The 7,370-nt window shown below is 61.4% G+C and carries 7 protein-coding genes and 1 pseudogene; 6 read left to right on the top strand and 2 right to left on the bottom strand.

Translation table 11 applies throughout. From position 1 onward, the window contains the following. From EN949_RS36805 to EN949_RS30830, 4 genes and pseudogenes are all read left to right on the top strand, one after another. Window positions 1-147: pseudogene (locus EN949_RS36805) on the top strand (5-aminolevulinate synthase); the annotation flags it as partial. Window positions 148-331: 184 nt separating this feature from the next. Then, window positions 332-766 (top strand): DUF2267 domain-containing protein, encoded by a 435-nt coding sequence (locus EN949_RS30820; protein WP_127367672.1) that lies wholly within the window; start codon window positions 332-334, stop codon window positions 764-766. A 3-nt stretch (window positions 767-769) separates the two neighbouring features. Continuing rightward, window positions 770-1,498, top strand: a complete 729-nt coding sequence (locus tag EN949_RS30825) for a phosphoribosyltransferase (protein ID WP_127367673.1) — start codon at window positions 770-772, stop codon at window positions 1,496-1,498. Between the two features lie 11 nt (window positions 1,499-1,509). Continuing rightward, window positions 1,510-1,956 carry a pyridoxamine 5'-phosphate oxidase family protein gene (locus EN949_RS30830; protein WP_127371514.1) on the top strand — a complete coding sequence of 149 codons (447 nt, stop codon included), beginning with the start codon at window positions 1,510-1,512 and terminating at the stop codon, window positions 1,954-1,956. A gap of 79 nt (window positions 1,957-2,035) precedes the next feature. Here EN949_RS30830 and EN949_RS30835 read toward each other — a convergent pair whose 3' ends face one another. Beyond that, window positions 2,036-2,872, bottom strand: a complete 837-nt coding sequence (locus EN949_RS30835; protein WP_127367640.1) for a universal stress protein — start codon at window positions 2,870-2,872, stop codon at window positions 2,036-2,038. A 176-nt stretch (window positions 2,873-3,048) separates the two neighbouring features. Between EN949_RS30835 and EN949_RS30840 the strand changes: the two genes are divergently transcribed. Together EN949_RS30840 and EN949_RS30845 are read left to right on the top strand one after the other, a co-directional pair. Continuing rightward, window positions 3,049-3,447 (top strand): c-type cytochrome, encoded by a 399-nt coding sequence (locus tag EN949_RS30840; RefSeq protein WP_127367639.1) that lies wholly within the window; start codon window positions 3,049-3,051, stop codon window positions 3,445-3,447. A 48-nt stretch (window positions 3,448-3,495) separates the two neighbouring features. After that, window positions 3,496-5,049 (top strand): bifunctional aminoglycoside phosphotransferase/ATP-binding protein, encoded by a 1,554-nt coding sequence (locus tag EN949_RS30845; RefSeq protein WP_127371503.1) that lies wholly within the window; start codon window positions 3,496-3,498, stop codon window positions 5,047-5,049. Between the two features lie 22 nt (window positions 5,050-5,071). Here EN949_RS30845 and EN949_RS30850 read toward each other — a convergent pair. Beyond that, window positions 5,072-7,370, bottom strand: a 2,299-nt coding sequence (locus tag EN949_RS30850; RefSeq protein WP_127371879.1) for a bifunctional acetate--CoA ligase family protein/GNAT family N-acetyltransferase, incomplete at its 5' end; no start/stop codon positions are given.

Here is a 7,370-nt window from a genome sequence, read left to right on the forward strand (position 1 = left end):
CATTCCGATGCGCTGATCGCCGAATTGCAGGATGCGCTGGTCGAGACCTGGGACGCGCTCGGCATCCCCTATGGTTCGGCAGGTCGGCCTTCGGTGGCCAAGAGCGACCGCATCATTCCCCTGCTGGCGCAGAAATCCGGCGGCTGAAAGCCGCTGACTGCTCAAACGGCCTTCAGCCCCTTTGCCAGCCGTGTGTGGCTTCCTCGACCTGATCGAGGCGACGGCGGAAGCGCAATCGGGGCAAACCGCCTGTGAGCAATTTGATCCGGCTCAATGCTCGAAGCTTTTCGACGTCCTAACAATGGAGCTCAAATCTTCGAGGAGCATCGCCATGGGTCATAGTTCCCACACGTCCTTTGCCGACTTCACGCACGCTGCCCAGCAGGCGCAGCAATGGGTTAAAGAGATCGCCAAGGATCTCTGCTGGAGCGAGCCGAGCGCGTGCCGCCTCCTCAGGTCTGTTCTGCACACTGTCCGGGATTGGCTGTCGCCAGCGGAAATGGCCGATCTCTCGGCCCAACTCCCAGTTTTGATTCGCGGCATTTACTTCGAAGCCTGGACTCCATCTGCGCCTGCGCATGAGCGCACGAAGCGCGACTTTATGCTCAGCGTCAGAAACAGTTTCGGCTACGATGAGGAGATCGATTTCGATGTCGCGATCAGCGCCGTGTTCAAGCTTCTCGACCGTCACATTTCGCATGGCGAGATCGTGCAGGTCCGAAACTCGATGAAGAAGTCGCTCAGAAAATTGTGGCCGGTGGATTGACCCATGTTCCGAGACCGGGAAGACGCTGGCGCGAAGCTTGGCCTGGAGCTGAGCAACCTTAAACTGCATCAGCCTGTTGTGCTGGCATTGCCGCGTGGCGGCGTGCCTGTCGCAGTGGAGGTGGCCAGAGCTCTCAACGCTCCTCTTGACCTGCTGATCGTCCGCAAGGTCGGCGCCCCAGGCAATCCTGAGCTGGCTGTTGCAGCAATCGTCGATGGTGACCCCGGGGACGTCGTGTTGAACCGGGAGATCGTCGAGGCCTATGCGCTCGATGAAGGCGAGCTACGCGTCTTGATTGCAAATGAGCGTCCAGAACTCGAACGCCGGCGCGCTGCCTATCGAGGGAAGACCAAACCGATCTCGATCGCGGGAAAGACCGCGATCATCGTGGATGACGGGGCCGCGACCGGTACGACCCTGAAAATCGCGATCCGCGCCATAAAGCGCCGTTCGCCGAGGGAAATCATCGTGGCAGTTCCTGTTTCGCCGCAAGAGACGGTCGCAGAATTGGCATGCGAAGCAGATCGTGTGGTTTGCCTAAGTCAACCAGGACAGTTCCGTGCCCTGAGCTACCATTACATGCGGTTTCCTCAGCTCTCGGACAGTGATGTCGTCGCTGTCATAGGCGAGGCTGGCCGGTCGCAAACGGATAGGCAACACCTAAGTGGGCAACACGCAGCCGGTTCGAAAGTCGCCACGAAAACAATGCCACGGAATAACCGAGAGAAATAGGAGATCATGTCATGCTGATCCGTGAGCTATCTGCCCTGGAATGCACAAGAATCCTGACGGCCAATCGCGTGGGCCGCCTGGCATGCGCAAAGGATGGGCAGCCCTACGTCGTGCCCTTCTATTACGCCCATTCAGATGCCCATCTTTACGGGTTTTCGATGCCGGGAAAAAAGATCGAATGGATGCGGACCAATCCGCTGGCGTCCGTCCAGGTCGACGAACATGGCCAGGGGCGAGGATGGAGAAGCGTCGTCGTCGACGGCCGCTACGAAGAGCTGCCTGATCGGATCGGCCACAAGCTCCAGCGGGATCATGCCTGGTCGGTGTTGAGCAAGCATGCCGACTGGTGGGAACCGGGTGCACTCAAGCCGGTCGTTCCTCCAACGGCCGACAGTGCGCCGCATGTTTTCTTCCGGATCCTGATTGAACAGGTGTCCGGACGGGAAGCGAGCGAGTAAGTCGCTCGACGATTTGGTTGTGGGAAATGGAATGGGCCGGCGCATCCAGCGCCGGCCCATTTTCTGTGACGTGGATTTGTTATCGCGCCATCAGGACCGGCAGCGATTGATCGTCAAGCATTGACTTCGTGACGCCACCGAAAATCCGCTCGCGCAACCGGGAATGACCATAGGCGCCCATGACCAGCAGCTCGGCCGCCATATCGCCGGCACGCTGGCGAAGCACGTCGGCGACCGAATGGTTCGCGCTCGGCAGCCGCTCGACCGTAACCTTCAGGCCGTGCCGGGCAAGATAGGCGGCGGCATCGGCTCCGGGTTCCGCGCCGTGATGGAACTCGTCCTCGATCGGGTCAACCATAACCAGGTGCACCTCTTCAGCGCCCTTCAGCATATCGAGCGACTCGCGGACGGCGCGTGATGACTCAAGACGGGCGTCCCATGCAACGAGGATGCGTCTCGGCTTCAGCGTCGGGCGCGAGCCTTCGGGAACAAGCAGAATGGGCTTTCCCGATGAGAACAGCGTGCCCTCGATCACTTTATCCTTCAGCGCATAGCTTGCCAGCAGATCCGGTCCCAGAATGGTCAGATCGGCGTAGCGGGCACGCCTGCCGATGACATCGTCAGCCCATCCCGTGTCGGGATAATCGTCGCTCAGATCAGCCGATACCGGGGTCTGTGAAAGAAAGGCGCCGACTGCCGATATTCGTTTCTCGAGCCTTTTCAGCTCGGCCTGACGCTCCTCGAGCCAGGCTGGTGAGACGATAGCAGCATACTCACCACCCGACGGCGGTGCGGCAAGCTCAAGGACGAGCACCGAAAGGTGGGCAGCGATCTGTTCGCACAGTGAGGCGGCGAGCTTGAGATCGCCATCCCCCTGGTTCGGTCCGGTAACCGTAAGCAATGTCTTGAAGGACACGGCGGCAGCTCCTCATTTCGCGTGAAGGTTCAATCGTTGCTGAGGCATAGCCGACAGGAGCCGGTGCGTTCATTGCGCTGGATCAAACGTCTTGGCTGTGGCGGCTATTTGATCCGCATCAACGTGCTGGCCTGCCAAGGCTGTAGGCTTCAGCCAACTAATCAGGGAAAACGCAGATGAGATTCCTGGTCGCGGCGGCTCTCGCTGGCATGACCTACCATACGGCCAGTGCGCAGGAGCTCGGCGACGGCAAGTCCGAATACATGAACTCGTGCGCCGTCTGCCATGGCCCGGACGGCAAGGGCGATGGACCGTTGGGCGACGAACTGTTGAAGCGTCCGAGCGACCTGACACGCATCTCCAGGCGCAATGGCGGCGAATTCCCGTACTGGCGCGTCTATGCCGTGATCGACGGCCGCGCCATGGTGCCGGCGCATAGCGAGCGCGACATGCCGGTATGGGGCAGCCAATTCCTGCCTGGGGACGTGAAGAAATATGGCCCGAACGCCGGCGAAATCGTCACCAGGGAACGCATCCATGAATTGGCAGGTTATGTCCAGACATTGCAGCAATGAGCGCAGATCGCGGAAACGATTTCGCAGGACACACCGGGAAGGCCGGCTATGATCGTCGACGACCAGCAAGGCGCAGCCGCGTTTCTGCTGGATTCTGCTTCCTATGGCGCGAACGGACCGGTCGAGGCGATCGAGACCCACATTTCATGCATCTTCCTCGTTGGCCAGCGTGCCTACAAGATGAAGCGGGCGGTCAAGCTGCCCTATGTCGATTTCTCGACGCCAGACCTCAGGCTGGCCGCTTGCGAGAAAGAGGTGGAACTCAACTCGAAGACCGCACCCGACCTCTATCTGAGGGTGCGTCGCATCACGCGGGAAGCCGACGGCAAAATGGTTTTTGACGGCGCTGGGCAAACAGTCGACGCGGCGATCGAGATGGTCCGCTTCGATCAGTCCAAGCTTCTCGATCGTATGGCGACCGCGGGAGAATTGACGCCGGCACTGATGACCGCAGTTGCGCGCATGATTGCCGGATACCACCGGGCCGCGCCGACGATCCACGACGGCAGCGGCTCATTCAATCTGGCGGGCGTGCTTGATATCAACGAGGCTGGCTTTGCCACCAGTCATGTCTTCAAGAAAGCAGAGATCGAGACCTTTGCCGAGGCCTTCTGCACGGAACTCGCCCGCCATTGCGAATTGCTCGACCGCCGCGAAGCCGCGGGCAAGGTCCGCCGATGCCATGGCGATCTGCATCTGCGCAACATCTGCCTTTTCGACGGCGAGCCCCGCCTCTTCGATTGCATCGAATTCAACGACCAGATCGCCAGCATCGACATTCTGTACGACCTTGCCTTCCTGCTGATGGACCTTTGGCATTGCGGTTTTCCGAAGCTCGCCAATCTTGTGATGAACCGCTATCTCGACGAAGCCGACGACGAGGATGGGTTCGTCCTGCTGCCCTTCTTCATGGCGGTGCGGGCCGCAGTGCGCGCCCATGTCACCGCAACACAGGTCGAGGAAGGCAGCGCCGATTCCGATCGACTGGCTGCCGAGGCCAGATCCTATTTCGACCTTGCCCATACACTTCTCCAGGAAACATCGCCGCAGCTCGTTGCCATCGGCGGCCTGAGCGGCTCGGGCAAGACGACCGCTGCGGAGGCGCTGGCCGCCCATGTCGGTGCGCCGCCCGGGGCCCGCATTGTCGAAAGCGACCGTATCCGCAAGGCCATGCACGGTGTGCCGGCCGAAACGCGGCTGCCGGACAAAGCTTATCGGCCGGAGGTATCGGACCGTGTCTATCGCGACATGGCATGGCGGGCCGGCCTGATCCTTGCGGAGGGCGGTTCGGTTGTCGCTGACTCTGTGTTTGACAGGCCTACCGATCGCGACCGTATCGAGAAGGCGGCAAGCGTCAGGGGTGTGGCTTTCGCCGGGTTCTGGTTGGAAGCGGACCCGCTTGTTCTGTGGCAACGGGTCAGTGATCGCAAGGGCGGCCCTTCCGACGCCACCATAGATATCCTTTCACGGCAATTGCAGCGAAACGCCGCCCAAACGAGCTGGCGCAGGATCAATGCCGATCGGAAGCTTGCCGACTTAGTCACAGAGCTGAGAAGGTTTTCCGACAGCGATGCGTCCGAGACCCTGCGCACGGCCTCCTGAAAGGTACGGCAGATGATCGCCCTTAGTGCAGTTGGAGCCTAGCCTCGACAAGGCCGGGCTCGTCCGGAAGATGGGCGATCGAGAAGCCGAATTCGCGGCACATGGTCAGCATCGTCCTGTTCTCGCTGAGCACGATGCCTTCTATCCATCCGATCCCGTCGGCCTTTGCATAGGCGACGATCTGCCTTAGCAATTCCCAGCCCAGACCGTGACCCTGCAAGTCCGTGCGAACCAGCAAGGCGTATTCGGCAACGGAGCGGTCCGGATCACAGGAAAGCCGGCTGATGCCCGCCAAGGCGCCGGTGGCTGTCTCCAGAGCGACGAAGGCCATGTTGCGGTCATAGTCGAGCTGGGTGAACCGCTTCAGCATCTGGTCGGAGAAACTCTTTCGCGGCGACAGGAATCGCAAGCGCAGATCGTCCGGTGAAATCCTGGCAAGGAATTCGGGATAGAGCGCGATGTCGGCCGGCTTGATCGGCCGGATGTGATAATGCGTGCCGCCTCCCGCAAACGCCTTGTCCCAACCCGACGGATAAGGCCTGATGGCAAGTGCGGGGTTCGGCCCGGCCTCTTCCACGCGTCCCGGCTCGATTTCGATGCGAGCGTCGAGCGCAATCACGCCCTCGGCGTCGGCCAGCAGCGGATTGATGTCCACCGCAACGAGGCACGGAAAGTCGACAATCATCTGCGACAGGCCGTTGAGGGCGGCAATGATCGCTTGCCGGTTCGTCGGCTTGCGATCGCGGAACCCGGCGAGCAGGCGACCGATCCGCGTTTGCCCGATTAGGTCGCTGGCAAGAACGTCGTCGAGCGGCGGCAATGCGATCGCTGTATCGTCCATAACTTCGACCGCGACGCCACCGGCTCCAAACAGGATGGCCGGCCCGAAGATCGGATCCCGGCTCATGCCGAGGATGAGTTCCTGCGCCTGTTTTCGCGTCACCATCGGCTGAACGGCATAGCCTTCAATATCGGCTTGCGGTGCGTGTTTGCGCACACCCGCCTCGATTGCGCGTGCTGCCGCTCCGACGGCTGCGGCATCGGCAATGTTGAGCACCACCCCATCAATGTCCGATTTGTGCGAGATCGCCTTGGACAGCAGCTTGACAACGATCCGTTCGGACGTTTTGAGGAGCCGCGAGGCTGCCACTTCCGCTTCGGCAGGAGTTTTGGCGACGACCGTCTCGGGCACCGGGATGCCGTAGGCGGAAATTGCTGCCTTGGCTTCGGGCTCGGTCAGCATTCGCCGCCCCTCCCTCGCGACCTCCCTGAAAATGGCGAGCACGGCTTCCCGATCGCTCGTGACGTCCTCGCTGCGGCTCGACGGTGTGCGCATCAATGCCCGCTGGGCACGCGACCAATCGCTGAGGTAGGCGACGGCCATTGCCGCGTCAGCCGGCGTTTCGAAACTGGCAATGCCGGCATCCTGAAGGATTTGCCGCCCAGAGCGCGCGGTATGCTCCCCCAGCCAGCAGGTCAGAACCGGTTTGCCGGCGACCATCCCTTCCCTTGCGAGTTCCGCAACCACGCTTGCCGCGGCAAGCGGCGAACCCAGCCCCGTTGGACAATTCATCACCAGGACGACGTCCGTTCCGGGGTCGGCCACCACGGCTTCGACGGCGGCCTTGTAGCGCTCCGGCGGGGCATCGCCGATGATGTCGACCGGATTGGCGTGCGACCATGTTGGAGGCAATACAGCATTCAGGCGTTCGATGGTGGCGGGTGATAGCGCGGCCAGTTCCCCTTGGCAGTCTATGAGTTGATCGATGGCCAATACCCCTGCCCCGCCGCCATTGGTGACGATGCCGACGCGGGCTCGTTTGAGCGGAGGGAAGCGGGCGATCGTTTCAGCGGCATCAAACAGCTCGGTCAGGCCTTTGACACGCAGGATGCCCGCGCGCAGCAATGCCGCGTCGACGACACGATCAGCCCCCGATAGCGCTCCGGTGTGGGTCGCAGCCGCCTTGGCCGATTGCTCGTGCCGGCCCGATTTAATTGCGATCACCGGCTTGATCCGCGCCGCCGCACGGGCGGCCGAAATGAACTTGCGCGGATTGGGAATTGTCTCGAGATACATCACGATGGCGCGCGTGTGCATGTCGCCCGCCAGCATGTCGAGGCAATCTCCCACGTCGACGTCCGCCATGTCACCCAGGGAGACGATCTGCGAGAAGCCGACATTGTTGTCAGCCGCCCAGTCGATCAGCGTCGTGGCAATGGCGCCGGATTGCGACAGCAGCGCGATGTTGCCGGGCTTGGCGGCCATATGCGCAAATCCGGCATTGAGCTTCAGTGGCGGGATCATCAGCCCGACCGTGTTC

It is taken from the genome of Mesorhizobium sp. M7A.F.Ca.US.007.01.2.1, assembly GCF_003998165.1.
Taxonomy (GTDB): domain Bacteria; phylum Pseudomonadota; class Alphaproteobacteria; order Rhizobiales; family Rhizobiaceae; genus Mesorhizobium; species Mesorhizobium ciceri.

Excerpts from the sequence above, each read along its gene's own strand:
- EN949_RS30820 (WP_127367672.1), top strand. The coding sequence starts at position 332 with ATGGGTCATAGTTCCCACACGTCCTTTGCCGACTTCACGCACGCTGCC.
- EN949_RS30825 (WP_127367673.1), top strand. The coding sequence starts at position 770 with ATGTTCCGAGACCGGGAAGACGCTGGCGCGAAGCTTGGCCTGGAGCTG.
- EN949_RS30830 (WP_127371514.1), top strand. The coding sequence starts at position 1,510 with ATGCTGATCCGTGAGCTATCTGCCCTGGAATGCACAAGAATCCTGACG.
- EN949_RS30840 (WP_127367639.1), top strand. The coding sequence starts at position 3,049 with ATGAGATTCCTGGTCGCGGCGGCTCTCGCTGGCATGACCTACCATACG.
- EN949_RS30845 (WP_127371503.1), top strand. The coding sequence starts at position 3,496 with ATGATCGTCGACGACCAGCAAGGCGCAGCCGCGTTTCTGCTGGATTCT.